This window comes from Stutzerimonas stutzeri, assembly GCF_024448955.1.
In the GTDB taxonomy this organism is placed as follows: Bacteria; Pseudomonadota; Gammaproteobacteria; order Pseudomonadales; family Pseudomonadaceae; genus Stutzerimonas; species Stutzerimonas stutzeri_AQ.
In genome coordinates this window covers 78,294-102,873 of the sequence record NZ_JAMOIH010000003.1, presented here as the reverse complement: position 1 = coordinate 102,873, position 24,580 = coordinate 78,294, and the positions used below count along the sequence as shown (strand labels likewise).

The 24,580-nt window shown below is 62.9% G+C and carries 21 protein-coding genes; 15 read left to right on the top strand and 6 right to left on the bottom strand.

What is annotated here, in order from left to right; genetic code table 11:
- Window positions 1-127 precede the first annotated feature (127 nt).
- From NA645_RS03970 to NA645_RS03940, 7 genes are all read left to right on the top strand, one after another.
- Window positions 128-1,810 (top strand): carbon starvation CstA family protein, encoded by a 1,683-nt coding sequence (locus tag NA645_RS03970; protein WP_256047633.1) that lies wholly within the window; start codon window positions 128-130, stop codon window positions 1,808-1,810.
- Complete coding sequence (locus NA645_RS03965; protein WP_131651355.1) at window positions 1,807-2,070, top strand: cory-CC-star protein; 264 nt, start codon at window positions 1,807-1,809, stop codon at window positions 2,068-2,070. The genes NA645_RS03970 and NA645_RS03965 overlap by 4 nt, the downstream gene beginning before the upstream one ends.
- Entirely contained in the window at window positions 2,061-3,053 is a 993-nt protein-coding gene (locus NA645_RS03960) for an ArsA family ATPase (RefSeq protein ID WP_256047632.1), read from the top strand. The genes NA645_RS03965 and NA645_RS03960 overlap by 10 nt, the downstream gene beginning before the upstream one ends.
- A gap of 214 nt (window positions 3,054-3,267) precedes the next feature.
- On the top strand, window positions 3,268-3,843 hold the full coding sequence (locus tag NA645_RS03955; protein ID WP_256047631.1) for an antibiotic biosynthesis monooxygenase: 576 nt from the start codon (window positions 3,268-3,270) through the stop codon (window positions 3,841-3,843).
- Window positions 3,844-4,063: 220 nt separating this feature from the next.
- The gene (locus NA645_RS03950; protein ID WP_256047629.1) at window positions 4,064-5,155 is read left to right on the top strand and encodes an ABC transporter substrate-binding protein; all 1,092 of its coding nucleotides are present in this window, start codon (window positions 4,064-4,066) and stop codon (window positions 5,153-5,155) included.
- The gene (locus NA645_RS03945; protein WP_256047628.1) at window positions 5,142-7,535 is read left to right on the top strand and encodes a putative bifunctional diguanylate cyclase/phosphodiesterase; all 2,394 of its coding nucleotides are present in this window, start codon (window positions 5,142-5,144) and stop codon (window positions 7,533-7,535) included. The genes NA645_RS03950 and NA645_RS03945 overlap by 14 nt, the downstream gene beginning before the upstream one ends.
- Window positions 7,536-7,681: 146 nt before the next feature.
- Window positions 7,682-9,583, top strand: a complete 1,902-nt coding sequence (locus tag NA645_RS03940; protein WP_256047627.1) for a sensor domain-containing diguanylate cyclase — start codon at window positions 7,682-7,684, stop codon at window positions 9,581-9,583.
- 1 nt (window position 9,584) lies between these two features.
- Here NA645_RS03940 and NA645_RS03935 read toward each other — a convergent pair whose 3' ends face one another.
- A complete protein-coding gene (locus NA645_RS03935) occupies window positions 9,585-10,976 on the bottom strand; it encodes a sensor histidine kinase (RefSeq protein WP_256047626.1) in 1,392 nt (463 codons plus the stop codon).
- Window positions 10,969-11,640 carry a response regulator gene (locus NA645_RS03930; RefSeq protein ID WP_256047625.1) on the bottom strand — a complete coding sequence of 224 codons (672 nt, stop codon included), beginning with the start codon at window positions 11,638-11,640 and terminating at the stop codon, window positions 10,969-10,971. Before NA645_RS03930 ends, NA645_RS03935 begins: the two co-directional genes overlap by 8 nt.
- A 178-nt stretch (window positions 11,641-11,818) precedes the next feature.
- Here NA645_RS03930 and NA645_RS03925 point away from each other — a divergent pair, with 178 nt between their 5' ends.
- From NA645_RS03925 to NA645_RS03905, 5 genes are all read left to right on the top strand, one after another.
- Complete coding sequence (locus NA645_RS03925; RefSeq protein ID WP_256047624.1) at window positions 11,819-13,081, top strand: OprD family porin; 1,263 nt, start codon at window positions 11,819-11,821, stop codon at window positions 13,079-13,081.
- Between the two features lie 33 nt (window positions 13,082-13,114).
- Window positions 13,115-14,089 (top strand): Bug family tripartite tricarboxylate transporter substrate binding protein, encoded by a 975-nt coding sequence (locus NA645_RS03920; RefSeq protein WP_256047623.1) that lies wholly within the window; start codon window positions 13,115-13,117, stop codon window positions 14,087-14,089.
- A 61-nt stretch (window positions 14,090-14,150) separates the two neighbouring features.
- A complete protein-coding gene (locus NA645_RS03915; protein ID WP_256047622.1) occupies window positions 14,151-14,594 on the top strand; it encodes a tripartite tricarboxylate transporter TctB family protein in 444 nt (147 codons plus the stop codon).
- A gap of 2 nt (window positions 14,595-14,596) precedes the next feature.
- A complete protein-coding gene (locus NA645_RS03910) occupies window positions 14,597-16,111 on the top strand; it encodes a tripartite tricarboxylate transporter permease (protein WP_256047621.1) in 1,515 nt (504 codons plus the stop codon).
- 1 nt (window position 16,112) lies between these two features.
- Window positions 16,113-17,138, top strand: coding sequence for an AbrB family transcriptional regulator (locus NA645_RS03905; RefSeq protein ID WP_256047620.1), 1,026 nt, complete (start codon window positions 16,113-16,115; stop codon window positions 17,136-17,138).
- A gap of 749 nt (window positions 17,139-17,887) precedes the next feature.
- On the opposite strand, the gene NA645_RS03900 is transcribed toward NA645_RS03905, so the two are convergent.
- The 4 genes from NA645_RS03900 to NA645_RS03885 all read right to left on the bottom strand — a co-directional run bounded on the left by NA645_RS03900 (window position 17,888) and on the right by NA645_RS03885 (window position 20,695).
- Complete coding sequence (locus NA645_RS03900; RefSeq protein ID WP_256047619.1) at window positions 17,888-19,117, bottom strand: nucleoside recognition domain-containing protein; 1,230 nt, start codon at window positions 19,115-19,117, stop codon at window positions 17,888-17,890.
- Between the two features lie 449 nt (window positions 19,118-19,566).
- Complete coding sequence (locus NA645_RS03895; protein ID WP_003282841.1) at window positions 19,567-19,737, bottom strand: DUF1328 domain-containing protein; 171 nt, start codon at window positions 19,735-19,737, stop codon at window positions 19,567-19,569.
- Between the two features lie 74 nt (window positions 19,738-19,811).
- Entirely contained in the window at window positions 19,812-20,048 is a 237-nt protein-coding gene (locus tag NA645_RS03890) for a hypothetical protein (protein WP_131651341.1), read from the bottom strand.
- Window positions 20,049-20,260: 212 nt separating this feature from the next.
- On the bottom strand, window positions 20,261-20,695 hold the full coding sequence (locus NA645_RS03885; RefSeq protein WP_256047618.1) for a ferritin-like domain-containing protein: 435 nt from the start codon (window positions 20,693-20,695) through the stop codon (window positions 20,261-20,263).
- Window positions 20,696-21,001: 306 nt separating this feature from the next.
- On the opposite strand from NA645_RS03885, the gene algB reads away from it, so the two are divergent.
- The 3 genes from algB to NA645_RS03870 are packed head-to-tail and all read left to right on the top strand — an operon-like array spanning window position 21,002 to window position 24,576.
- Window positions 21,002-22,348, top strand: coding sequence for a sigma-54-dependent response regulator transcription factor AlgB (algB, locus tag NA645_RS03880; protein ID WP_256047617.1), 1,347 nt, complete (start codon window positions 21,002-21,004; stop codon window positions 22,346-22,348).
- The gene (locus NA645_RS03875) at window positions 22,345-24,132 is read left to right on the top strand and encodes a KinB sensor domain-containing domain (protein WP_256047616.1); all 1,788 of its coding nucleotides are present in this window, start codon (window positions 22,345-22,347) and stop codon (window positions 24,130-24,132) included. Before algB ends, NA645_RS03875 begins: the two co-directional genes overlap by 4 nt.
- Window positions 24,133-24,168: 36 nt before the next feature.
- Window positions 24,169-24,576 carry a DUF1330 domain-containing protein gene (locus NA645_RS03870; RefSeq protein WP_256047615.1) on the top strand — a complete coding sequence of 136 codons (408 nt, stop codon included), beginning with the start codon at window positions 24,169-24,171 and terminating at the stop codon, window positions 24,574-24,576.
- The last annotated feature ends 4 nt before the right edge of the window (window positions 24,577-24,580 follow it).

Genomic DNA, 24,580 nt, shown 5'->3' with positions numbered 1-24,580 from the left:
AAGGCATCCATGCCGGGGCTTGCTGGCGATACCGAACACCGCACCCGTCAGGGTGTTCAAGTTACTGTCGGGCAACAGCCCAAGCCTGCGTGATGCCTGTATCGGCACGCGTGCGAGGAGCCTTCGAATGAGTGCGATTGCGTTGATGATTGTGGGGCTGGCGGCGATGTCGCTGGGGTATCTGTTCTACTCGAAGTTCATCGCTGAGAAGATCTACCGCCTCGATCCGAACTACCGCACCCCGGCCCATACCATGCGCGACGGTGTGGATTATGTGCCGACCAACCGGTTCGTACTCTGGGGCCACCACTTCACCTCAGTGGCAGGCGCCGCACCTATCGTCGGCCCAGCCATTGCGGTGATCTGGGGCTGGGTGCCGGCGTTTCTCTGGGTGGTGCTGGGCACCATCTTCTTCGCCGGCATTCATGACTTCGGCGCGCTCTGGGCCAGCGCTCGCAACCGGGGCCAATCGGTGGGCATGCTCAGCGGCCGGCTGATCGGTTCGCGCGGCCGCAGTCTGTTTCTGGTCGTGATCTTCCTTGTATTGCTGATGGTCAACGGCGCCTTTGCCGCGGTGATCTCCAACCTGCTGGTGTCGACGCCGACTTCGGTAATTCCAGTATGGGGCGCCATCCTCGTCGCGCTGATAATCGGCCAGCTCATCTATCGCTACAACGTCAAATTGCTGTGGCCCTCCCTGGGCGGCGTGATCGTGCTCTACCTGCTGATCCTGCTGGGCAACGCCTACCCGATCACCCTGCCGGATACCGTGCTGGGCCTGAGCGCCAAGTCGTTCTGGATTCTGCTGCTGTTCGCTTATGCCGCCATCGCGTCGCTGCTGCCGGTGTGGGTGCTGCTGCAGCCGCGTGACTACATCAACGGCCTGCAGTTGTTCGTCGGTCTCGGCCTGCTCTATCTGGCGGTGCTGTTTGGTGCGCCGGATTTGGTTGCGCCGGCGTACAACACCGAATTACCTGCCGATAGTCCGAGCATCGTGCCGCTGCTGTTCGTGACCATCGCCTGCGGGGCGATCTCTGGCTTCCACGGGCTGGTGGCGTCCGGCACCACGTCCAAGCAGCTGGACAAGGAGACCGACGCCCGCTTCGTCGGCTATTTCGGCGCGGTGGGTGAAGGCATGCTCTCGCTGGCGGCGATCATCTGCTGCACTGCCGGTTTCGCTACGTTGCTCGACTGGCAACAGGTCTACACCGCCTTCGGCCAGGGCGGCGTGAATGCCTTCGTCCAGGGCGGCGGCACGCTGCTTGCCAACGGCCTGGGTCTGCCAGCGGACCTCGGCGCCACTATTCTTGCGGTAATGGCGATTCTCTTCGCCGGCACCACCATGGACACCGGCCTGCGCCTGCAACGCTTCGTGATTCAGGAAGCCGGCGAGCTGGCGGGCATGAAGGTGAACACTCTGGTCGGCACGCTGATCGCAGTCGGCGTGTGCATGGCCCTGGCCTTTGGCGCTGGCTCCGAGGGCAGCGGCGGCATGGCGATCTGGCCGCTGTTCGGCACCACCAATCAGCTGCTGGCGGGCCTGACGCTGTCGATCATCACCGTGCTGCTGATCAAGCAGGGTCGTCCGGCGATGTACACCCTGGTGCCGCTGGTGTTCCTGCTGGCGATGTCGATCTATGCGCTGCTAGTGCAGATGGGCCAGTTCTACCGCGCCGAGAACTGGCTGCTGCTGGGCATGGACGTGGTGATTCTGATCGCAGCGCTGTGGGTCACCCTTGAAGCGATCATCGCCATGCGCAAGGGCCGCGATCCGGCTGCCGAGATGACCACCGACGAGCCGCTGCCGTGACGCAGCGGCCGTTCTTCCAGCGGTTGTCGGACGGGCTACAGGAGTTCTACGTCGCGCCCTACCGGCGTACCTTCGCCCGCGCCCGGCGCGACGAGGACGACCTGTTCATGCTGCTGGTGTTTTCCGAGGCGCTGGGCGTACCCAACCCTGCCGCCTGGTACACCCTGGAGCTGATGCCGGAACTCTATGAACGCTTCCATGACTGGCATCGCCGCATGGGCATGGAGCATTCACCACTGGATCACATCGGATGCTGCTAGCACTGGCCGCACGAAGCCGGGTGCTGTTCATCGGTGGTAAGGGCGGCGTCGGCAAGACCACCGTCGCTGCAGCCACCGCGCTGCATCAGGCACGAGCCGGGCGCCGAGTGCTGCTGGTCTCCACCGATCCCGCGCATAACCTCGGCCATCTGTGGAACCGCTCCATTGGCCCGAATATCGTACGTCTGGCGGCCGGGCTCGACGGCCTAGAGCTCGATCCCGACGAGACCGTACGCCAACACCTCGACGAAGTGGGCAGCGCCTTGCGCCGGTTGATGCCACCGCACCTGGCGGGTGAAGTCGACAAGCACATGTCGCTCTCTCGCGATGCGCCCGGCATGCACGAAGCAGCGCTGCTCGAACGTATTGCAGACACCATTATCCAGGGCATGGACGACTACGACCTGCTGGTCTTCGACACCGCGCCATCCGGTCATACCTCACGACTCATGGCGCTGCCGGAAATGATGACGGCCTGGACCGAAGGGTTGCTGCAACGTCAGGAACGCAGCAAGCGATTCGGCGATGTGTTGCGAAATCTTGGCAAGGACGACGGCGGTTTAGGCGAAAGCATCCTCGGCCGCGAAACCAGCGACGGCAACGACCGCCAGCAACGCGTGCGACAGCTGCTCTACCGACGCCGCGAACGCTTCAGCCAACTGCGTGACGTGATACAGGACCGCCAGCGTTGCGCGTTCGTCATCGTCCTCGCTGCCGAGCGGCTGCCGGTACTGGAAACCATCGAATTGCAGGCCCAGCTGCAGCGCAGCGGCATCGATGTCGCCGGACTGGTGGTGAATAAACGCTCACCCGCCGACGCCGGCACCTTTCTCGCCGAGCGACACGCGCAAGAACAGCGTCATTTGGACACGCTGCAACAGGCCCTACCGAGCCTTCCGCTGCAGCAACTGCCCCTGCTGGCCGAAGACGTGGTCGGCGAAGCCGCGCTCGAGGCGTTTGGCGAGCGGCTGAACGCGGTCTGAAGCGCCCCGAGGAGTCCTTTCCACAGCAGCTTCGTGCAGGCTCTAGCCTAACGGGGGCGACGCGTTACCCGCCGGCGCAACCGAGCAGCAAACTAAAGCTGGAGCTTCTCCGGAAACGGAATAGAATTCGCATCCCCAAGGCGCAGCCCACCACCCCGGCGCTGCGTTTGCCGAATGCCCTATCCGGGTGGCCGGCTTGTGCTGGAGATACACGATGTCTACCGAACCCGTTACGCTGATGGTGGCCCGCCGCGTCCGCGATGGCCGCTACCACGACCTCCTCGCCTGGCTGCATGAAGGGGAACTGCTGGCCGCGGACTTTCCCGGTTACCTCGGCTCCGGCGTACTGGCGCCCCCGCCTGACGATGATGAATTCCAGATCGTCTTCCGTTTCGCCAACGAGCAGACCCTCGACTCCTGGGAACATTCGGCCTCGCGCCGAGCCTGGCTGCAACGTGGCGGCGAACTCTTCGCTCAGCCCCATGAGCGCCGCGCTCGGGGCATCGACGCCTGGTTCGGTAGCAATGACAGCGCCCTACCACCGCGCTGGAAGCAAAGCGTGGCGATCTGGCTGGCGTTCTTTCCCGTCTCACTGCTGTTCAACATGCTGTTCGGCGGGATGCTCAGCGAACTCAGCCTGGTCATGCGGATATTGCTCAGCACGCTGGCGCTGACGCCACTGATGACCTATCTCTTCATTCCTCTGTCCACGCGCTTGCTTGCACCCTGGCTGCGCGCTTCGACCCGCCCCGTGGTGCGCCCTGCAAAACAGCCAGTCCCTATCCGCTGATCGGCATGACCTGAAGATTGTTATAAAAATATTGCTGCCGTTTGTCTGGCGCCATTAAAGTGCCACCCAGGCACGCCGCTAACTCGCTATGCCCGGCGAACACATGTTCGCTGCGATCGAGAACGCCGGAACGCGGATAGGACCCTAGCTGCGAAGCCTGCCAAACCCTAGCCGAACGCTGCAGCGTGCAGTCCCGGCCTGCATAGCGGATGAGCGAAGAATGAATAACAAGACTCTGGTGTCGGCGTCACATCTGCGGCGGCTCTGCGGCGCGACTCTGGTTGCGACGAGCCTTCTGTTTCCGTCTACCGCCCTGCAAGCCGCGCAAACGCTGAATCTGCTGAACTGGGAGGATTTTCTCAGCGAAGCGGTGATCGAGCGCTGGCAGGCCGAGACCGGCGTGCAGATTCAACAGGTCTACTTCGACAGCGGCGACAAGCGCGACGAGGTGCTCTCCGAGCCGGATCACCGGATCGACATCGCGCTGACCGAGCTGATCAGCGCCGACCGCTTCGGCGAACGCGGGCTGCTGGAGCCGATCGATGAGAAGACGCTGCCCAATCTGAGGCACACGCCGCAACGCTGGCGCGACCACTGCGGGCCCCACGCGATTCCCTATCTCTGGGGCACGCTCGGCATCGCCTATCGTTCCGACCGCCTGCCCGTCGCGCCCCGCTCCTGGGCCGACTTGCTGCAACCGGCCGAACGCGACGCGCCGCACATCATCATGATGGAGGACCACGAAGACATCCTCGCCGGCCCGCTGCTTTACCAGCAGCGCTCGATCAACACCTCAAGCGTCGACGAATTGAAAGCCGCCTACGAGCTGCTGATGGCGCAGTCCCACGCCGTGCTGACCTATGAATATGTGATCACGTCGCTACGCAGCCAGCGCTACCTCGACAAGGCCGACATGGCGCTGACCTACAGCGGCGATCAGCAGGTGCTCAATGCGATCGAAGGCGTCGAAGGCGAGCCCTGGCGCTACGTGGTGCCCGAGGAAGGCACGCTGCTTTGGGTCGATTGCCTGTCGGTGCCGGTCAACAGCCAGAAGAAGGCGTTGGCCTACCGCTTCCTGAGTTTTATCAATACGCCCGAAATAGCGGCCCTGAATGCCGCCGAGCTGGGCGTCGCCACGGCCAACACGGCGGCCATCGCGCTGTTGCCGGATGAGATCCGCCAGGATCGAAGCATCTATCCTCCCGAGGCGATACTGCAGAACAGCCAGGTCTATGAGCCACGTCCGCTGGACGCGACGCAGACCCGGCGGCGCATCATCAACGCACTGATCAACGCCCATGACGCTCGGTAAACGCACGCTGCTGGTGATCTTCCCGGTCATTCTGATCATCCAGCTGCTGGCTGCAACGACCGCTTACCTGACCCAGCGCGCTTCACTGCTGGGCCTCGAACAGGCGCGTCTGGGGCAACAACTGTTGGCGCTCAAATCCGCTTATCTGGACTACGAGGCGTTCAACCGTAGCGTGCTCTACTCGATCGCCAACAGCGAAGCGTTGCTGTTGTTCCTGCGTGAGTCGAACACTGCCTACCGTAACGAAACGCTGGGGTTGCGCATCCAGCAGAGCATTCGCTCGCTATCGACGACCCGCATGTCGTTCGTGTCCTTCGCCATCGTCCAGCCTGGCGGTGAGGTGGCCTACTATCACGAGAGCAGCCTGTCACCTTTCGCAACCATGAGCGCCACGCAGCAACAGGTTGTCCGAGAGGCCAAGCAGACGCCACATACCGGCGAAATGACCTATGTGGAAACAGCCGAGGGCGGCCTGTTGTTGGATACCGATTTCATCCTGCCTGCCTCGATCAGCCGCCCTTTGCCCAGCCAGCGAGCGGAAGCCTTCGCCCTGCAACTGGCGGTGCGCCCTGAAAGCTTCATCAGCCTCAAGCGCAGCCTGGAGGCCGAATACGGTGCGGCGGTGGAGATTGCACCCAAGCTCAAACCGGCGCCACGGGGGTTGTCGGCCGATATCGAGCTGTCACGCTCGCTGTCCGCACGCCTGACGCCGTCACCCGACTACATTGCCGCGCGCCTGCAGACGCTGGGGCTGGCATTTCTGTTTGGCGTCGTGCTGATCTGCCTGATCTCCGTCGGCCTGTTGCTGGTGTTGATCCATCACTATGTCACCGGTCCGATCAGCTGGCTCGACCAGCAGCTCACCGAGCTGCTGCAGGGCAAACGCCACGCGATGGACGAACCCAGCGATGGCGGCGAGATTGGCCGCCTGACGCTGAATATGAAAACCCTGCACGAGCGCAACACGGCCGCGCTGCAGCGTATTCAGGAAATCTCCTGGACCGACAGCCTGACCCATATCAGCAACCGCGCCCATTTCGGCCTGCTGGCCACCGCCATGTATGACCAGTGCGCACGCGGCGGACGGCAACTGGCGCTGCTGTTTCTTGATCTGGACAACTTCAAACAGGTGAACGACCAGCACGGCCACGATGCCGGCGACACCCTACTGCGAATCCTCGCCAAACGCATGCAAGGCGTGCTCGAGCACCACCGCAAGGCCCACCCTGAGGACGAGACCGCGCTCGCCCGGCTCTCCGGCGACGAGTTCGCCATCCTGCTGCTGACCGGTACCGAGTACGACAGCTTGCCGGCGCTTACCGATGCCTTGCTGGATCTGTGTCGCAGCGGCTTCCGTTTCGAGGACCGTCTCTACCCGGTCGGTGTCAGCATCGGCACGGCACGCTATCCGGCCGACGCCGATTCCATCACTCAACTGCTGACCCGCGCCGACACCGCGATGTATCAGGCCAAGGCCGAAGGCAAGAACGTCGCGGTGGCCTTTTCGGCTCAGCTGGAGCAACGCAACCAACGTATCCGGCTGGTCGAGGAACAGTTGCGCCTGCTCGATGGCGACGAGCAATTGCGCCTGGTTTACATGCCAGCGGTGGATCGCGAGGGTCTTGTAGTCAGCTGCGAAGTCCTGCTGCGCTGGCATTCGCCCTTGCTCGGCACGGTTTCACCGGGCGAATTCATTCCCATCGCCGAGCGCGCCGGGCTATTCCCGAAGATCGACAGCTGGGTGATCGACAGGGCCCTGGCCGGCTATCCGGAACTGGTGAGGCTGTTCGGCGAAGGCATGATTCTGGCGATCAACGTCTCGTCGGCGCAGCTGACCGACGATCACATCTGCCGCTACTTGATCGAACGCGCCGCGCACCATGGCGTCGCGCCCGGCAACATTGAGATCGAGCTGACCGAAACCTACGCCGCCGAACTGAGCAGCAACACCATGGAAGTGGTGCGGGCCATCCGCGCGGCGGGCTTCCGCGTAGCCATCGACGATTTCGGCGTCGGCTACACCTCGATCCAGCAGTTGCTCGAGTACCCGGCCGACACCATCAAACTGGACATGGCCATCGTGCAGCGCCTGACGCAACCGGAACTACGGGAAAGCCTCACTGCGCTCACCGCCTTCTGCCAAGCGCAGGGCAAGCGGGTCAATGCCGAGGGCGTGGACACCATGGAAAAGCAGTCCGCACTGCTCCAGGCCGGCTGCGATTTGTTCCAGGGCTATCTGATATCGCCGCCACGTTCAGTGGCCGCGCTAGAGGAGTGGGTAGCGATACGCAACCGTTCGCAGCCCGAGCTGCGCGTCGAACAGCTGCACGGCCAGGCGATGCCGCACGACGCTAAGCAGGCCGTAGCAAATCGGAACTGATACGCCACGACAGCTAAGGTTGAACGCTCTTGCTCCAAGCGCGTGCTGGCGCTGGCGCTGGCGCCGGGACGGCACCGGCCGTATGGTGTTCCTCAGGAGCGTGGCTCACATTGCGCGCTACTTGCCAACTCACAGGGCTTTAGCGAATGCGTTGTGATTCATTGCGGGCGTTTGCCCTTTTCGTTCTGCTGGCAGGCTGCTGTGGCTTGGCTGCGGCTGATGTCACGCCAACGCAAATCGCCCAGAACGTTCATGAATTGCAGGTAGGTGCCGTCGAGTATGTCGTCGGCCACAGCGAGGCGGGCTTCGAAACCGCCCATGTTGCGGCCTGGGACTGGCAGCCGCTGCAACGACCCAACCTGAAAAAGCAGCCGCAGGGCGTATGGCTGCGCTTCATGCTGCACAATACGACCGCACCGCCCGGTACCTGGTATCTCAGCCTGAAATGGCCGGTTCTGGACGAGGTGCGCGTGCGCCTGTTCTATCCGACCCGTAACCAGTGGGGCCCGCCGATGCGGGCCGGCGACACCGTGCCGATGCGCGAGCGGCCCCAGGCCGACCACAACTTCGTCTACCCATTCGAGCTGCGCGCCGAGGAAGCGGCCGTGGTTTATCTGCATGTGCAAGCAGGCGAACTGATCGTCCTGCCGTTGGCGATAGCTGATGAGACAGGCTTCATTGCCGCGAAGATCACTGACGTTGCGATGACCAGTCTGTTCTTCGGCGGCATGTTAGTGATCCTGCTCTACAACTGCAGCTTGTTCGTGTTCACTCGGGACATCAGCTACCTGCTCTACGTTACCTATCTGCTCAGCGCGCTGTTCTACGTGCTGAGCATCACGGGCTTCGGCCAGCTCTTCCTGTGGCCGAACATGCCGACGTTTTCTAACCGGTTCTATGGCCTTTCAGCGGCGTTGAGTTTCTTCACGCCGCTGCTTTTCGCCACTCGCTTTCTCGACATCAGGCGCTACGGCGGCTGGGTCTGGCACGTGACGCTATTCCTCATCGGCTATTGGGCCGCCGTACTGCTGGCCATAGTCTTTGCCCCGGCGCTGACCCACTATCTGGCGATCGGAACGATGGCGCTGGTCCACTGTGCGCTGAGCATGGCGGTGACCATCACCCTGTGGATCCGCGGGAATGCCTCGGCCCGTCAGTTCACCATCGCTTGGTCGACCCTGTTGTTTTTCACCGTCGCCCATCTGCTCGCCCTGGAAGGCGTACTGCCGCTGAACGCATTGACCCTCAACGGGCAGCTGATCGGCATGTTCACCGAGTTCGTATTGCTCTCGATGGCGCTGGCCGAGCGCATCAATCACGAGCGCGAACATCGAATCGAGGCGCAGAAGAGCGCGCTGCGTTCCTCCGAGGCCCTGGCTCAGGAACGCGAGTCCCGTTTGCGCGCGCAGCAACAGACGCTGGAGCTGCAGATGCGCGCCAACGAGGCACTGGAAGCCCGCGTACTCGAACGGACCCAAGCGCTGGAAGAGGCCAAGCGTGGGCTGGAGCAGGTCAACGCGCAACTGACCCGCATGAGCGTTACCGACGCGCTGACGCAGCTGTCCAACCGCGGCCACTTCGATCTGATGTTCGAACAGGAGATTCGGCGCGCGCAGCGCATCGACGCGCCACTGTCCGTGCTACTGCTGGACATCGACCACTTCAAACGGATCAATGACACCTATGGCCACCCATTCGGCGACGAATGCCTGCGCCTGGTCGCCGCCATCCTCAAACAGCACGGACAGCGCGCCGGGGATGTGGTGGCGCGCTACGGTGGCGAGGAGTTCATCATTGCGCTACCGGGTGTCGACAGCCATCAGGCCCGCGAACAGGCCGAGCGTATCCGCGCGGCGGTGGCGGAGCTGCACCCGACCTACGGCGATACCCGCATCGATCTGACAATCAGCATCGGTGTGGCAACGCTGAACCCACAGGCGCCTTGCTCGACGGTCCAGCTAATGGCCGAAGCCGATGCCGCGCTCTACCGAGCCAAACGCAATGGCCGCAACCAAGTAGCGGTCGCCGACCCGCAAGAGCCGAGCTGACTCAGTCGAGCGTCGACGCAAAGCGCAGCCTGACCAGCAAACCGCCCAACGCGCCCTGACCCAACTCGATGGTGGCGCGATGGGCGCGGCTGATCTCGCCGACGATGGCCAGCCCGAGCCCGGCACCCTGCCCCTTTTGCTGCACACGGTAGAACCGCGCGAAGACCTTCTCGCGCTCCTCGGGCGGGATTCCAGGACCATCGTCTTCGACTTCCAGCACGCCATCTTCCTTCACCCGCAGCACCACGTTGCCGCCAACGGGCGTATGTCCCAAAGCATTGTCCAGCAGGTTGCTCAGCAGCTCGCTGAGCAGCGTCGGCTCGCCATGAATCCATACCGGGTGGTCCGCTTCGAGGGCGATGGCGACGCCACGCTTGTGCGCCAACGCGGCCATCGCCAAACCCAGCTCGCGGGCCAGCTGGCTCAAGTCGAGGCGTTGCGCGCCACCCTCGGCAATCGACTGCGCGCCGCTTTCGATGCGCGCCAGGGACAGCAGCTGGTTGGCCAGATGAATGACCCGGTCGGTATGCGCCTCAGCTTCTTCGAGGGTTTCCAGCCAGCGCTGCGGTTGCTGTTCGCGCAGGCCCAGCTCGATGCGTGCCTTAAGCGCCGCCAGCGGCGTGCGTAACTCGTGCGAGGCATCGGCGATGAACTGCGCCTGGCGCTCGAACTGGCCGCGCAGGCGTTCGGTGAAATGATTGAGCGCAGCCACCAGCGGCTTGAGTTCGCGCTGTACCGTGACCAGCGGCAACGGACGCAAATCGTCCGGCTGACGCAGTTCGACCGCCTCGCTGAGCTTGCCCAGCGGACGCAGCGCGGCGCTCACCGCCAGCCACACCAGCAGCAGCGCCGTGATCGCCAGCAAGCCGACCCGCCACAGGGTGTCGGTGAGCAGACTGCGCGCCATGCGTTCACGGGCACCGAGCGTTTCGGCCACGCGAATTTCGGCGATGCCGTTGAGCTCCGGCTCGCTGACCGGCTGCAACAGACTGACCAGACGCACACCCTCGCCCTTGAACTCGCCGTCATAGAACCGCGCCAACGCAGGATAGTCGTCGGTGCGCCGGATTTCGGGGCCTGGTGCTGGAAGGTCTTCGTAGCCGCTGACCAGGCGGCCGCGGATATCGAGCACTTGGTAGTAGATGCGCCCGGCGCTGTCATAGGCAAAGGTATCCAGCGCCACATAAGGCACATTGGCGCGCAGCTTGCCGTCATTGGCGACCAGCCCGTCGGCAATGGCGCGGGCCGAAGCCAGCAGCGTGCGGTCATAGGCGGTATCGGCGGCGGCGCGGCCATTCCAGTAGGCGCTCCAGCCGCTGAACAGCAGCAACAGCGCCAGCAGCACCGCCAGCCGGCGCAGCAGCCTACCGCGCAGGCTGCCGACCTCAGCCATCGGTGGCCTCGAGCAGATAGCCGAGGCCCCGGAAGGTGACGATGCGCACCGGCTGACCCTCGAGCTTCTTGCGCAGACGGTGGATGTAGATCTCGATGGCGTCGGCGCTGGCGTCCTCATCCAGGCCGAAGACCTGCGCGGCAAGCTGATCCTTGCTCATCACCCGTCCAGGACGGGCGATCAACGCCTCGAGTACGCCCTGCTCGCGCGAGGTCAGCGCCAGCGGCTCGCCAGCCAGGGTGAAGCGCCGGGCATCCAGATCATGAGCCAGCACGCCGCAACGCTGCTGGCGTTCGCCGCCACCGACGCTGCGCCGCAACAGCGCTTTGACCCGCGCTTCGAGTTCGGACAGCTCGAACGGCTTGGCCAGATAATCGTCGGCACCGAGATTGAGCCCGTGTACGCGATCAGTGACCTCGCCACGCGCGGTGAGCATGAGGACCGGTAGCGTCTTGCCGCGTTCACGCAGCCTCGCCAGGACCTCAAAGCCGTCGAGCCGAGGCAGCCCGACGTCGAGAATCGCCAGCGCGTAATCCTCGGTCGCCAGGGCCAGATCGGCCGCCACGCCATCGTTGAGCAGGTCCACCGTCCATCCGCCGGCGCGCAACGCCTGGGCGACGCTTTCAGCCAGTTGGGGATGGTCCTCGACCAGAAGAATCCGCATTGCCTGTCCTCTGCCACACACGGAAAGGAGCGCAAGTGTAGCGACAAGGCACGCTGCACGCTGCTTTCACGCCTGAAAGCCTGGCGAAAGTTTCGCCGCCTAGGATCGCATGCAGGTGGCTCGAACCACCTGCTACGGCACATCGCCGTCACAACAAAAACAAGAATGGAGATACAGGATGCTGACTGCCGTCAGAACTAAACCCGCATACGCTCGCCTTACCCTCGCCGTCGCGGCCGCCTCGCTGTCGCCCCTGGCGCAGGCCGATTTCATCGAAGATAGCAGCGCCACGCTACAGACTCACAATATCTACCTCAATCGTGATTTTCGCGAAGGGGATGGCCAGTCCAAACGCGAGGAATGGTCGCAGGGCTTTCTGCTCAATATCGAATCCGGTTTCACCGAAGGCACCGTGGGCTTCGGCCTCGATGCCATGGGCATGCTCGGCATCAAGCTGGACTCCGGCGGCGGCCGCGCCGGCACCGACCTGCTCCCGGTGCGCGACGATGGCAGCACGCCGGATGAGTTCAGCCGCCTCGGGCTGACGGCCAAGGCGAAGGTCTCCGAGACGGAGCTGCGCTACGGCAGCCATATCCCCGAAACGCCAGTGGTGATGGCCAGCGACAGCCGCACCCTGCCCCAGGTGTTCGAAGGCACGATGCTGGTGTCTCAGGACGTGACCGGCCTGACCCTGAGCGGCGGCCGTCTGGACAAGGTCATCGACCGCGCCTCGACCAACTCCCAGGATCTGCAGCTGAACAACAAGAATGGTCGTTTCGACAGCTCCGCCGAAGCCGATCATCTGACCTTCGTCGGCGCCAAGTACGCCTTCAGCGATCAGTTCACCGGCACCTATTACGCGGCGGAGCTGGACGACATCTACCGTCAGCACTTCTTCAATCTGCAAATGGTTCGGCCGCTGGGCGAGGCCTCCGCGCTGACCGCCGACCTGCGGCTGATGATCAGCGACGACACCGGCGCGGCCAATGCCGGCAAGATCGACAACCAGGCCTGGAACGGGATGGTCGGCTACAGCCTCGGTGGTCACAAGATCAGCCTCGCCTACCAGCAGATGAACGGCGACACCGGTTACGCCTACCTCGACGGCAGCGATCCGTACCTGGTCAACTTCGTCCAGATCAACGACTTCGCCAACGCCGAAGAGCGCTCCTGGCAAGCCCGTTACGACTACAACTTCGCGTCCATCGGCATACCCGGCCTGACCTTCCTGACCCGCTACATTTCCGGCGACAACGCCGAATACACCGGCGGCAGCAACGGCAGCGAGTGGGAGCGCGACATCGAGCTCAAGTACGTGGTGCAGAGCGGGCCGCTGAAGAATGTCGCGGTGCGCATGCGTAACGCCATGTTCCGCTCCGATTTCGCCCGCGATGCCGATGAGAACCGCCTGATCGTCAGCTACAGCCTGCCGATCTGGTAAAGCCGCCCACAATAAGAATCAAAAGGAGACACCATGAAAACTGCTATCCGCCGTATCGCCCTGCTTTCGTCCTGCCTGGTCCTGTCCAGCCAGTTGTTCGCCGAGCCCAAGCGCCCCGAATGCATCGCCCCGGCCAAACCCGGCGGCGCCTTCGACCTGACCTGCAAACTGGCCCAGAGCGGCCTGAAGGACGAAGGCCTGCTCGAAGCACCGATGCGCGTCACCTACATGCCCGGCGGTGTCGGCGCAGTGGCCTACAACGCGGTGATCGCCCAGCGCGCCGACGATCCGGCGACCATCACGGCGTTCTCCAGCGGCTCGTTGCTGAACCTGGCGCAAGGCAAGTTCGGTCGCTATGACGAAACCAACGTGCGCTGGCTGGCCGGCATCGGCACCGACTACGGCGCCATTTCGGTACGGGCGGACGCGCCTTACCAGAACCTCGACGACCTGATCGCCGCGGTCAAGAAAGACCCCAGCAGTGTGGTCTTCGGTGCTGGCGCCACCATCGGCGGGCAGGACTGGATGCAGACCGCGCTGATCGCCCGCGCCGCTGGCGTCGATCCGAAGCAACTGCGCTATGTCGCGTTCGAAGGCGGCGGCGAAACCCTCACCGCCATGCTCGGTGGTCATGTCCAGATCACCAGCAGCGGTTTGGCCGAGGTCGCGCCACAGCTCGAAGCCGGCAAGATCCGCATCCTCGCGGTGCTATCCGACGATCGTCTGCCAGGCAAGATGTCGGACATTCCGACCGCCAAGGAACAGGGCTACGACATCAGCTGGCCGGTGATCCGCGGCTTCTACATGGGCCCGGAAGTCAGCGACGAGGACTTCAACTGGTGGAAGACACAGTTCGACAGCCTGCTCGCCACCGAAGGGTTCGCCAAGCTGCGCGAGCAACGTGACCTGTTCCCGCTGTCGATGACCGGGGATGAGCTCACCGCCCTGGTCAACAAGCAGGTCACTGATTACAAGGCACTCGCCGCCGAGTTCGGCCTGGTCAAGTAACACCCGCTGGCATTGGCTTCCGGATGGAAGCCGCTGCCGGCTCTCTCGAGGTAACCCACTCATGTACGTTCGTGTCTTCGCCGCGGCGTGGCTACTCGCCTGCGCCGGTCTTGCGCTGCTCGCCTGGAGTTTCGAGGCGCCTTTCGCCTACGACCCGGTCGGCCCGCGCGCCTACCCGCTACTGCTGCTGTCTCTGATGGGCTGCGGCGCGCTCTGGCTGCTCTGCAAACCGCACGGGGAACCGGCGCCGCCGTTCGACTGGACGATGGCCCGGCGAGCCCTGTTTTGCGTGCTGGCCCTGCTGGGATACGCGTTGCTGTTCGAGGCGCTCGGCTTCGTCATCACCACGGCACTGGCCACCTTCGCCCTGGGCCTGCTGTTCAACGGACGCCTGTGGCCCTGCCTGATCAGTGGCGTGCTGATGGGCGTGCTGCTCTATGGCCTGTTCGACCTGTTGCTTGATGTGCCGCTGCCGCTGGGCGTGCTGCGCTTGCTGGAGAGCTGAAAATGGAAACCTTGAACTTCTTGATGCAGGGCTTCGATGTCGCCACGCGACCGACCAACCTGCTGGTGGCGCTGTTCGGCGCCTTCGTCGGCACCGTCGTCGGTCTGCTGCCGGGGCTGGGTCCGATCAACGGCGTGGCCTTGCTGCTGCCCCTGGCCTTTGCCCTGGGCCTGCCGCCGGAAACCGCGCTGATTCTGCTAGCCGCGGTGTATCTGGGGTGCGAATACGGCGGACGTATTTCGGCGATCCTGCTCAACGTCCCCGGCGATGCCGCCGCGGTGATGACCACGCTCGACGGCTATCCGCTGGCACGTCAGGGCAAGGCCGGTATCGCGCTGTCGCTGTCCGCGGTCAGCTCGTTCATCGGCAGCACCATCGCCACCTGCGGCGTGGTGCTGTTCGCGCCGCTGCTGGCGAAATGGGCGGTGGCCTTCGGACCGGCGGAATATTTCGTGCTGATGATCTTCGCCATTGCCTGCCTTGGCGGTATGGTCGGCGACAAACCGGTGAAAACCCTGATGGCGGCGCTGATCGGCCTGGGCCTGGCCACGGTTGGCGTGGACTCGACCACTGGCGTTTATCGCTTCACCTTCGGCAGCGTCAGCCTGTCGGATGGCATTCAATTCGTCATCGTGGTGATCGGTTTCTTCAGCGTCAGCGAAGTGCTGCTGATGCTGGAAAAGACCCACAGCGGGCAAAAGGCGGTCAAGGCCAGCGGACGCCTGCTGTTCAACTTCAAGGAGTTCTGCCTGACGTTCTGGACCATGGTGCGCAGCGCCCTGGCCGGGTTCGTCATCGGCACCCTGCCTGGCGCCGGCGCCACCATCGCCAGTGCCATGACCTACATGAGCGAAAAGCGCATGGCCGGCGAAAAAGGCCGATTCGGTGATGGCGACTTGCGCGGCCTGGCCGCCCCGGAAGCCGCCAACAACGCCTCCGCCTGCGGATCGCTGATTCCGATGCTGACCCTGGGCGTGCCTGGTTCGGGCACCACGGCGGTGATGATCGGCGCGTTGACGCTGTACAACATCACGCCCGGCCCGCTGCTGTTCGAACAGCAGCCCGACGTGGTCTGGGGACTGATCGCCTCGCTGTTCATCGGCAACGTGATCCTGCTGGTCATGAACATTCCGCTGGTCGGGCTGTTCTCCAGGATGCTCAGCGTGCCCAACTGGGTGCTGGTGCCGGCAATCACCGCCATCAGCATGGTCGGCGTCTATTCGGTGCACAGCACGACGTTCGACCTGGTACTGATGGTCGGCCTCGGGGTGTTCGGCTACCTGCTGCGTAAGTTGGAGTTCCCGCTGTCGGCGCTGATTCTCGGCTTCGTGCTCGGCGAGATGATGGAAGACAACCTGCGCCGCGCACTGTCGATTTCGGCAGGCGACCTGGGCATCCTCTGGGGCAGCCCGATCACCCTCGTGCTATGGGCGATGGCCGTGCTGATGCTGGCCATGCCCGGCCTGCGCTGGTGGCGTCAGCGCAGCCGCGCCAAGTTGAACGAGGCGCACGCCTGACATGCCTCAACGCAGGCTTCCAGCCTGGTGGGCGACGCCTCTGGTCGGCGCCCTCGGCGGCTTGCTGGCAAGCCTGGCGAACTGGCCGTTGCCCTGGATGGTCGGTTCGCTGTTGGCAGTCATCGCGGTGCGCTGCAGCGGCTGGCTGGTAAAGGAAGTCCCCTATGGCCGGCAGACCGGGCAATGGTTGATCGCCAGCGCCATCGGCCTGCATTTCACCAGCGAGGTCATGCAGCAGGTCATCGAGCACTTCGGCGTGATCCTCGCCGGCGCGCTGGGTACCCTGCTGCTGAGCCTGATCGGCCTCGTCATTCTCCTGCGCAGCGGCACCGACCGCGCCACCGCGTTCTTCTCTAGCATGCCGGGCGGCGCCAGCGAAATGGTCAACCTGGCCGGTCGCCACGCCGCGCAGCCCGCAATGGTCGCAGCTGCCCACAGCCTGCGATTGCTGCTGGTGGTACTGATCGTTCCGGCACTGTTCACCTGGAGCCTGCCGCCGGTCGATGCCCCACCACCGGCCCCAGTAAGCTGGCCATGGCTGGCGGTGTTGCTACCGGCCGGCGCACTGCTGGCACTGTTATGGAAGAAGTTCGGCCAACCCAACCCCTGGATGCTGGGACCGCTGACCGTTTGCGCTGCGGCCAGCGTTGTCTTCGATCTGCATCTGGGCTTGCCGGAAGGCATCGGTCAGTTCGGCCAATGGCTGATCGGTTGCTCATTGGGTTGTCACTTCGACCGACCGTTCTTTCGCAGCGCCCCGCGATTCATGCTGCGCATTCTGCTATTCACGTTGCTGGCGATGCTCGCTGCGGCGGGCCTGGCCGAGGCGCTGGGTTGGGCGGCGACGCTGAACCAGACGTCATTGATGCTGGGGATGATGCCGGGCGGCATCACCGAACTATGCCTGACGGCCGAGGCGCTGCAGCTGTCAGTGGCGCTGGTCACCGCGCTGCAGGTGCTGAGGTTGTTTCTGGTGATGTTTCTTGCCGAGCCGCTGTTTCGGCTCTGGCAGCGGGTCGCGCCCTGATCGGCTGCAAGGCGGGTCTTTTGGACATCCTTGTATAAGACGGTTGTCTGGACTGGCAATTTTGGGTGTTGCTGTTGGCTGAAAGCTTGTCTCAAACCGATTATCGAGTCGTTTGATGGTGCGGTTTCGCCCTGCTGGGCGAGTCACTTTTTCCAGACGCCCGGATGGCCGGCCCCTCAAAGTAACCAAAAACGCTTGCCCCTGCATCCGGCCCCGGCTACGCCGGGGTTCGTTCGCGCAATAGCCGTTCCAGGGGCACGGGCTAGGCGCCCCCGCACGAAGGGCCATCCATGGCCCATCGCGCCTCTCGCAGCATCCATGCCGCTCAACCCCTTCCACGACAATTCCGCTCATCCTCCTGATGGGGCGTTTCGCGTCGTCTGTTAGGCCGTGCATGTGAACAAGCAAAGCGCTTTGCTCTATCGCTGCTTGAGAACTTCCAGACGACTCGGTCTTGAATCCCCCTTCAGGAGGCCGAACGCAGGCGTTGCGCAGGGGGATGAGCGGCATGGATGCCGCGAAAGGCTTAAAGGGCCAGGGATGGCCCTTGTAAGCCGTGCCCCCGGAGCGGCACCGGAGTGGGCGAAACCTAAAGTGTCAGCACACCCGGCAAGCGGTTTTTAACGCCGACGTTTCAGCCCCATCAACAGCAAACTTGCCAGCCCGGTATGAACCCCACCGCCCCGCTTAGCCGTCAAGCTACACGGCGAGTCACCACCCCACGTCACCCTTGTAATCAAATCGACGTATCACCCAAAGAACCAGTAACAAACCACAATCGCCGCCACCACACCGGCAAAATCCGCCAGCAGCGCACAGCCCACTGCGTGGCGTGCGCGCTGGATGCCGACCGCGCCAAAATACACGGCAAGCACATAAAAGGTCGTCTCGGTACTGCCCTGCATGGTGGCCGCAACCAGTGCCGGGAAGCTGTCGACGCCGTGGTTCTGCATGGTTTCGATCAGCATCGCCCGCGCCGCACTGCCGGAGAAGGGCTTGACCAGCGCCGTGGGCAGCGCGTCTACGAAGCGGGTATCCCAACCCAGCACCTCGATCAGCCAGCGGATGCCATCGAGCCCGAACTCCAGGGCGCCCGAGGCGCGCAAGGCGCCAACCGCCACCAGCATGGCAACCAGATAGGGCAGCAAGCTCTTGGCCACTTCGAAGCCTTCCTGGGCGCCTTCAACGAAGCTTTCGTACACCGGCACCTTGCGCAACGCACCGACCACCAGAAAGAGGATGATCAGGCCGAACAGCGTCAGGTTGCCCAGCAGCGACGACAGCTCGGCCAACGCCACCGACGACAGGCTGGCCAGCAGGGCCATGAAGGCACCCAGCAGTAGCGCACCGGGAATCAGATAGGCCAGCACCACCGGGTCCCATAGGCGCAGGCGCTGCATCAGCGCCACCGACAGCAGTCCGGCCAGAGTCGAGGCGCTGGTGGCAAGCAGGATCGGCAGAAACACCAGGGTCGGGTCCTCAGCGCCCTGCTGCACGCGGTACATGAAGATCGACACCGGCAACAGCGTCAGCGACGAGGCATTGAGCACCAGGAACAGAATTTGTGCATTGCTCGCCGTGGTACTTGATGGGTTGAGTTCCTGCAATGAACGCATGGCCTTCAGACCGATGGGCGTGGCGGCGTTGTCCAGGCCCAGGCCGTTGGCGGCGAAGTTCAGCGTGATCAACCCCAACGCCGGGTGCCCACGCGGCACTTCGGGCATCAGCCGGGCGAACAAGGGGCCGAGGGCGCGACCCAGCAGCTCGACCAGTCCAGCCTTTTCAGCGATACGCAGAAAGCCCAGCCACAGCGTCAGCGTGCCGAACAGCAGGATCATCACCTCCACGCTCAGCTTGGCCATCGCAAACAGGCTCTCGACCAAGGCGGCAAACACCGCCGGATCTCCGCCCACCAGCCAACGCCCCAATGCAGCAACGGTGGCGATCAGAAAAAAGCCCAGCCAGAGGCCGTTGAGCATGTGAGTCTCCCGATTTTGACTGCACGCGATGATAGCGGTGCGGCTGATGATCGGCCATGCGCGCGTCCGAGACGTTCGGCGGAATGAGGACGGGAGGTGTGGCCAGGAGGCCAGGAGCATCGCTGCGCAGCGTCCGAAGGACCGGTTGCACGCGCTGAAGAAGTGAAGATGAGGAAATCGCAAGCCGAAGGTGGTGACTCCACCTTCGGTTGCCTTTTGCTGAGCCTGGTCCCTGAAGAGGGCACTCCATGTACCCTTAGGTCACTCCGTCGAACAGAGCGTCCCGACCCCTTGGCCTCCCCGCTACGCGGGCTGAGTGGTGCTCGCTGGGCGAGTCACCTCAGTCTTGTAGGCCCGCGCAAGCATCATGCGAAGGCACTGAATTCTGGCATCCCGCCTTTACTACATCCGTTGGTGTTGCAGCCGCCCTTGCGGGCGGCATCACTGCATCAGACACGCGGACCGCGGCCTCGGCCGAAGATCAGCGAAGCGACGAACAGCACCAGGAAAACCACGAACAGGATCTTGGCAATACCCGTTGCGGTGCCAGCGATACCACCGAAGCCCAGTACCGCGGCGATGATGGCGATGATCAGAAATGTAATAGCCCAGCTCAGCATGGTGTTACCTCTCTTCGGTTCAAGACAACTTTTGCGGGACCGATATCAGCAATTGATCAGCTCGCGGATTACCACTAAAAAACCCAGCGTTGCTCCGACCGCACCTGCATGTAATCAATCGTCTTCGGTGCAGGGCCGGTTTGCACGATCCCTACTGGTTGAGCGTCATACATCCGGATTCGTTCCGCTGACTCATGCTGTGCCTGGCTGAGCGGTTGCGACATCGGACGCTCGGCACCAACGATGAGAGTTACTACAGCTGCGGTTAGAAAACCTTTGCCAACCAGTGAGAAACGCGCCTGACGATTCATCCTCAAACTCCTTCTAAGCATGCGGGGCATGTCGGTCTTACCCTCTGTCTTGCTTATTACAGTGCAGACGTCATGCCAGCCTTATAAAATCTATTTTATGCTTTATTTTCAATAACTTACCGTGCCTATTAGGCCGATCGTCAACTTATATTGCACGATGCCTGCTTCGATCACCGGGCGATTTGCACGACGGACTAATCCCGGCTTCATGCTCAAAGGGCCGAGCCGTGGTTGAGCCTGTGAATCTTCTCGTGGCAGGCGCGTATTTTCGGCAGCTCAATGGCCAGTAACGCCCTCACATCCGGTTCGGCAGTTTTCAAGGCATCTTCGAATGCATTGAGGATGCGTTCTTCCGTCTGATCCAGCTGATCGATGTACACAGCATCGGCATCACCGAGGCGTGCTTTGGTGTCGGCATACATCTCGCGTAATTTGCCGGCAGTGGTGCCGCCCTGGGCCGGTTGCTCCTGGTTGGCAGCGACTTTCACCGACAGCGCTTGAATAATGTGGGTCTTGGCCTGAGCGAGGTCGCGAAACAGATGTTGCAACTCGACGTCCTTTACGACGTCAAGCGCGTGTTGGTAGAAATGCTGGCCGTCACGGGTGATCTCGATAAGCTCGTTGAGCTGACTCATGTTCTGATTCATATGGCCTCCGGGATGACTGCTACGATGCGCGAACCGAACCGGTCGAGCGCGTTCCGAAGGTTTGGCCGCAAGCTGCGTGCCAGACGAACGCAAAACCCGCTGCCTTCATAATCAAACACTTGCGCAGGCGTTGCGCTTGATGATTGATTGCAGGGTGCAGGAAAGGCTCAATGACACCGTGCAACTTGCAAGCCTTTTCGTAGACTAAAGCAGGCGCCAACATAGGCTCGGCGATCCGAGCACTCGACAAGACCCGACTATTTCCCGATTGGCCAGCAAAGCCGCCTTTGCCTGACTGGAGCATCCATGGACCAAACGACCGACAGCGGTGGGCGCATTCTCCTGGTAGATGACGAAGCCGCGATCCTGCGTACTTTCCGCTACTGCCTCGAGGATCGGGGCTACACGGTAGTCACGGCCGCTAGCGCCTCGCAGGCCGAAGCGATTCTGCAGCGTCAGGTGTTCGACCTGTGCTTCCTCGATTTACGCCTTGGCGAAGACAACGGCCTCGACGTCCTTCAACAGATGCGTGTACTCGCGCCCTGGATGCGCGTCGTGATCGTCACCGCTCATTCGGCCGTGGATACCGCGGTGGACGCCATGCAGGCCGGCGCTGCGGACTATCTGGTCAAGCCGTGCAGCCCGGAGCAATTGCGCCTGTCAGCCGCCAAGCAGCTGGAGGTCCGCCAGATGGCGGCGCGGCTGGAAGCGCTGGAAGGAGAGGTGCAGAAGCGCAGTGACGCGCTGGGATCTTATAGCCCGGCGATGATGAGCGTCCTGGAGACCGGCCGACAGGTGGCCGACACCGATGCGAACATCCTGATTCTCGGCGAATCCGGTACCGGCAAGGGCGAACTGGCGCGGGCGATCCACAATTGGAGCCGTCGCGCGAAGAAAGCCTTCATCACCATCAACTGTCCATCGCTGTCGGCGGACCTGATGGAAAGCGAGCTGTTCGGGCACAACCGCGGCGCCTTCACCGGCGCGACTGAAAGCACTCTCGGGCGCGTCAACCAGGCTGACGGCGGCACGCTGTTCCTCGACGAAATCGGCGACTTTCCTCTGGCCCTGCAACCCAAGCTGCTCAGATTCATTCAGGACAAGGAATACGAACGCGTCGGTGATCCGGTCACGCGGCGTGCCGATGTGCGCATCCTCGCCGCGACTAACTTGAATCTTGAGGAAATGGTGCGTGAAGGGCGCTTCCGCGAGGATCTGCTCTATCGCCTGAACGTCATTACCTTAAACCTGCCGCCGATGCGCGAGCGTCCGGAAGACGTTGTTGCGCTGGCCGAGCGCTTCCTCGCGTTCTTCGTCAAGAACTATGGTCGACCAGCACGCGGCTTCAGCGACAATGCCATCGCGGCACTGCGAACCTATCGCTGGCCTGGCAACGTGCGCGAATTGCGCAACGTGGTCGAGCGCGCCAGCATCATCTGCCCGCAGGAGATGATCGAAGTCAGCCATCTCGGGCTGGCCGACCAGAGCGTCAACAACGCACCACGCATCGGTGAGCCGCTCAGCCTCGAGGATCTGGAGAAAGCGCATATCTCCGGCGTGTTGAGCACCAGCGACACCCTTGAACAGGCCGCCCGGATTCTCGGCATCGACGCCTCGACGCTCTACCGAAAGCGCAAGCAATACGGCTTATGAAAATCCAGATGAAGCTGAGAACCCGTCTCTTCCTGGGTTTCTCGGCATTGATGACCGTGGCACTACTAGGGCTGGTGCTAGCACTGGTCAGCGTGGTGCAGATGGCCCAGAGCCAGGAAAAGCTCATCCGCGACAACTTCGGCGTGATCGAGGTCAACCAGCAGTTACGCCAGGCCCTGAGCAATCATCTGCTGCTATTGGTACGCGAGGAGCGTGACGGCGCCGCGTTCGCAGAATCGAGCGAGGTGTTCCAGACGGCATTGTCACGCGGGTTGTCCCAGGCAACGGAGGCGACCGACCAACAGGCGTACCGGGCGATCGGAGAGGCATACGCCAGCTTCATCAACGAACTGGAGACGCCCGCGAGCCTGAACTGGACGCTGCTGGAAGACAATGCCCTGAGCCAGTCCTTCAATCGCGTACGTGAGCTGATGGTCGAGATGCAGCACAGTGCATACGCCCAGATTCGCGACACCGAGATTCGCAGCCGTGAACGGGCGCAGCTGCTGGCCGGACTGCTCGGTCTGACCGGGATTGCGGTACTGCTGATCGGCTTCATCACTGCGCACAGCTTCGCCCGCCGCTTTGGCGATCCGATCGAACAGCTGTCCGGTGTGGCCGACCAGATCGGTCGCGGCGATTTCAGCATCGACCTGCCCTCCTCGCCCATTGCCGAACTGTCCTCGCTGATCCGCCGCTTCGGTCTGATGGCGCAGGCCCTGCACCAATTCAAGCAAACCAATGTCGAGGCGCTGGTCAATGGCCAACAGCGCCTGCAGGCGTTACTGGACAGCATCGATGACGGCCTGCTGATCGTCGACCGCCAGGGCCGGCTGGAGCATGCCAATCCGGTCGCACAACGGCAGTTGGCGTGGGAAAACGAGCACCTGGGTTCGACACTCGGTCAGGCCCTCGGTTATCCGGAACTGGACGAGGCCGCGCAACAGGTGCTGGATGACAAGCCATTATCCGGCCCGCCGGAGGATCTGGTGATCGAAGCGGACGGCGAGCGCAGGCTGTTGTCGTGGCGCTTGAGTCCAGTGAATCATCACGACGGACGCATCAGCGGCGCGGTAATGGTCCTCCACGATGTCACCGACCAGCGCACCTTCGAGCGCGTACGCAACGAGTTCGTCCTGCGCGCTTCGCACGAGCTGCGTACTCCGGTTACCGGCATGCAGATGGCATTCAGCCTGCTGCGCGAGCGGACGCACTATCCGGACAGTAGCCGCGAGGCCGACCTGTTCAGCACCGTGCATGAGGAGATGCAGCGTCTGGTCACGCTGATCAACGATCTGCTGAATTTCTCGCGTTACCAGAGCGGCCAACAAAAACTAGAGCGCGAGCCATGCGACCCGAGCGAGCTGCTCGAGCAAGCGCGCCAGCGCTTCCAGGCCGTCGCCGCGCAGAGCGATATTGATATCGAACTGGAACTGCAGGAGCCGCTGCCTAACCTGCTACTGGACCGGCAACAGATGGAGCGAGTGCTCGACAATCTTCTCAGCAATGCGTTGCGGCACACCCCCGAGGGTGGCGAGATCCGCCTGCTGGCGCGGCACCACGGCGAGCGGGTGATCCTCAGCGTTGAAGACAATGGCGAAGGAATTCCCTACAGCCAGCAGGCGAGAATCTTCGAGCCGTTCGTGCAGATCGGTCGCCGCCGCGGTGGTGCCGGACTGGGGTTGGCCTTATGCAAGGAAATTGCCCAACTGCATGGTGGTCGTATCGGCGTGCATTCGCGAATCGGTCACGGCACCATCTTCTACATCGCCCTGCCGATCTGAGCAGGCAGGGCCTAGAAGAACAATCAGGAGCCGCGCATGCCCAGCCTCAATCCCAGCGTCGAACAGCTGAAGCACTTCGCCGAGCAGATGCCGGCCGGCGAACCGATCCTCATGCTCAATCTGCTGCGTTTCAATCACGAGGCGGCCTATCCCGTCGACAGCGAACAAGCACCATGCAGCGGCACGGAGGCCTATGCTCGCTACAGCCGCACCGCGCTACGCAAGGTGCGGGCGGCCGGGGGTGAGGTACAGGTAGCCGCCAGAGCTCAGTTCGCGTTGATAGCCCCGGACCAGGAGCGCTGGGATCAAATGCTGCTGGTGCGATATCCCTCGCCGGAAGCCTTCCTGGCGATGCTGGCGGATGAGGAATACCAGGCGGCAGCCATCCATCGCACCGCTGCGCTGGCCGACTCGCGGCTGATCGGCTGCATTCCAAGCGCCTGAGTGC

What these genes read in the sequence shown, in the direction of transcription:
- NA645_RS03950 (WP_256047629.1), top strand. Translation starts at nt 4,064, where the DNA reads ATGAATAACAAGACTCTGGTGTCGGCGTCACATCTGCGGCGGCTCTGC.
- NA645_RS03915 (WP_256047622.1), top strand. Translation starts at nt 14,151, where the DNA reads ATGTACGTTCGTGTCTTCGCCGCGGCGTGGCTACTCGCCTGCGCCGGT.
- NA645_RS03900 (WP_256047619.1), bottom strand. Translation starts at nt 19,117, where the DNA reads ATGCTCAACGGCCTCTGGCTGGGCTTTTTTCTGATCGCCACCGTTGCT.
- algB (WP_256047617.1), top strand. Translation starts at nt 21,002, where the DNA reads ATGGACCAAACGACCGACAGCGGTGGGCGCATTCTCCTGGTAGATGAC.
- NA645_RS03970 (WP_256047633.1), top strand. Translation starts at nt 128, where the DNA reads ATGAGTGCGATTGCGTTGATGATTGTGGGGCTGGCGGCGATGTCGCTG.
- NA645_RS03945 (WP_256047628.1), top strand. Translation starts at nt 5,142, where the DNA reads ATGACGCTCGGTAAACGCACGCTGCTGGTGATCTTCCCGGTCATTCTG.
- NA645_RS03930 (WP_256047625.1), bottom strand. Translation starts at nt 11,640, where the DNA reads ATGCGGATTCTTCTGGTCGAGGACCATCCCCAACTGGCTGAAAGCGTC.
- NA645_RS03890 (WP_131651341.1), bottom strand. Translation starts at nt 20,048, where the DNA reads ATGAATCGTCAGGCGCGTTTCTCACTGGTTGGCAAAGGTTTTCTAACC.
- NA645_RS03935 (WP_256047626.1), bottom strand. Translation starts at nt 10,976, where the DNA reads ATGGCTGAGGTCGGCAGCCTGCGCGGTAGGCTGCTGCGCCGGCTGGCG.
- NA645_RS03870 (WP_256047615.1), top strand. Translation starts at nt 24,169, where the DNA reads ATGCCCAGCCTCAATCCCAGCGTCGAACAGCTGAAGCACTTCGCCGAG.
- NA645_RS03905 (WP_256047620.1), top strand. Translation starts at nt 16,113, where the DNA reads ATGCCTCAACGCAGGCTTCCAGCCTGGTGGGCGACGCCTCTGGTCGGC.
- NA645_RS03955 (WP_256047631.1), top strand. Translation starts at nt 3,268, where the DNA reads ATGTCTACCGAACCCGTTACGCTGATGGTGGCCCGCCGCGTCCGCGAT.
- NA645_RS03925 (WP_256047624.1), top strand. Translation starts at nt 11,819, where the DNA reads ATGCTGACTGCCGTCAGAACTAAACCCGCATACGCTCGCCTTACCCTC.
- NA645_RS03960 (WP_256047632.1), top strand. Translation starts at nt 2,061, where the DNA reads ATGCTGCTAGCACTGGCCGCACGAAGCCGGGTGCTGTTCATCGGTGGT.
- NA645_RS03875 (WP_256047616.1), top strand. Translation starts at nt 22,345, where the DNA reads ATGAAAATCCAGATGAAGCTGAGAACCCGTCTCTTCCTGGGTTTCTCG.
- NA645_RS03885 (WP_256047618.1), bottom strand. Translation starts at nt 20,695, where the DNA reads ATGAATCAGAACATGAGTCAGCTCAACGAGCTTATCGAGATCACCCGT.
- NA645_RS03920 (WP_256047623.1), top strand. Translation starts at nt 13,115, where the DNA reads ATGAAAACTGCTATCCGCCGTATCGCCCTGCTTTCGTCCTGCCTGGTC.
- NA645_RS03895 (WP_003282841.1), bottom strand. Translation starts at nt 19,737, where the DNA reads ATGCTGAGCTGGGCTATTACATTTCTGATCATCGCCATCATCGCCGCG.
- NA645_RS03910 (WP_256047621.1), top strand. Translation starts at nt 14,597, where the DNA reads ATGGAAACCTTGAACTTCTTGATGCAGGGCTTCGATGTCGCCACGCGA.
- NA645_RS03940 (WP_256047627.1), top strand. Translation starts at nt 7,682, where the DNA reads ATGCGTTGTGATTCATTGCGGGCGTTTGCCCTTTTCGTTCTGCTGGCA.